General features: G+C 37.8%; 1 protein-coding gene. It reads left to right on the top strand.

Features of this window, described 5'->3' with window-relative positions; all coding sequences use genetic code 11:
• The first annotated feature begins 139 nt into the window (after window positions 1-139).
• Complete coding sequence (locus N782_RS20385; protein ID WP_036824883.1) at window positions 140-1,408, top strand: IS4 family transposase; 1,269 nt, start codon at window positions 140-142, stop codon at window positions 1,406-1,408.
• The last annotated feature ends 203 nt before the right edge of the window (window positions 1,409-1,611 follow it).

Here is a 1,611-nt window from a genome sequence, read left to right as displayed (position 1 = left end):
GGGCAATGTCATAAAGGTAAGCTTACAAAATATGTATACTCCTCCGCCAGGCAAAATACTTGACTTTTTAAAATCTCCCCAATAATCGACTTGAATACCGTTTTTTGGTATACCAAACGATTTATTGGGGAGATTTATTATGAAAAACAAGCGATTTTTGGGTGCAGTAGACGTAACCAAGCAACTTTTAAACGATGTTATCTTTATGTGTGAATCGCGCAGGAAACCTACGTATTTTACACGGTCCGGTGGGAAATTGAGCTTTAAAAATACGATTCTTTTTAGTCTGTTCTTCGTTAAAAAGAGTATTCAATTAGAGCTTGAGGATTTCTTTGATCGGTTGAACCTATCAGATGAAGGCATTACGAAGCAGGCCTACTCAGAAGCCAGACAGAAAATCTCACCTTCTGCCTTCATCACCTTAACACTAGCCGTGCTTCAGTGGTTTTATGAACATCATGACTTCAAGACCTTCTATGGTTACAGACTTTGCGCGATTGATGGTTCTGTATTTGAAATTCATAACACCGAGCAGTTACGAGACCATTTTGGCTACATACACAACCAGTCGATTACGTGCGCGCGTGCCCAAGTTTCTTGTATCTATGATATTGAAAATAATCTCGTTATAGCCTCCAAAATCGCACCTTATAGAACGGGGGAACGAGCTTTAGCGAAGGGATTGATTCAAGACCTAAAGAAACTGGGGTTGAAAAACGATCTGATTTTATTTGATCGAGGTTACCCTTCCAAACATTTTATCGCTTATATGGAGCAGAATGATCTTAAGTACGTAATGCGTGTACCTCTAAGCTCGATGAGGGAGCTCAAAGAAACAACTCAAAGCGATCAAGTTATTACCTTTTCGGTTGATGGTGAAACGGTGACAGCTCGTGTATTGCGGTTTGAATTGAGTTCTGGAGAAGAAGAAATACTCGTAACCAATTTGATGGAGGAGAATCTAGGTGTTCAAGATTTCAAAGAGCTTTACTTTAAGCGTTGGGGGATTGAAAAGGAGTATGACGTCATGAAGAATAAGCTGGAAATCGAAAACTTTACAGGAAGTACACCTATTGCGGTAGAACAAGACTTCTATGCATCGGTTTATCTAACAAATATGGTAGCTCTCTTAGAAAACGAGGTAACAGAGCGTATTCAACAGGCAAACGAAGGAAAAGGACTAAAACATGAATATAAAGCCAATACCAATTTCGTTATAGGCAAACTCAAACATTCTTTGGTTTTACTATTACTTGAAAGTAGCCCAAGGAAGAGGCTTCGGAGGTTTGATCAATTGATGAGATCACTCGTGAAAAAGAAGACACCTATACGAAATGGTAGAAGTTATAAGCGTAACAAAGTGATTACGTCAAATAAATTCTCCCGAAATCGAAAAAGGTGCCTATAAATCCAAACATCTTTACGATACTTGATTTGATTTACAAAAGTAAATAAGAATGTTGAAGGGCTTAAAAAATATATGGTTAAGTCCCGTGCATCTTATTGTCTTTTTTAGGTTGTGACAGAAAAGCTATTATCATTTTAGTTACTAAAAAAGTGTCTGGGAAATTGTTTTCCATTTAATGGTCTTATAGCTTTATGACATTGCCC

It is taken from the genome of Pontibacillus yanchengensis Y32 (assembly GCF_000770635.1).
GTDB lineage: Bacteria > Bacillota > Bacilli > Bacillales > BH030062 > Pontibacillus > Pontibacillus yanchengensis.
The sequence above is the reverse complement of the archived record's forward strand: the minus strand, read 5'-3'. Positions and strand labels throughout refer to the sequence as shown.

Coding starts and splice junctions, on each gene's coding strand:
- N782_RS20385 (WP_036824883.1), top strand. CDS start 140: ATGAAAAACAAGCGATTTTTGGGTGCAGTAGACGTAACCAAGCAACTT.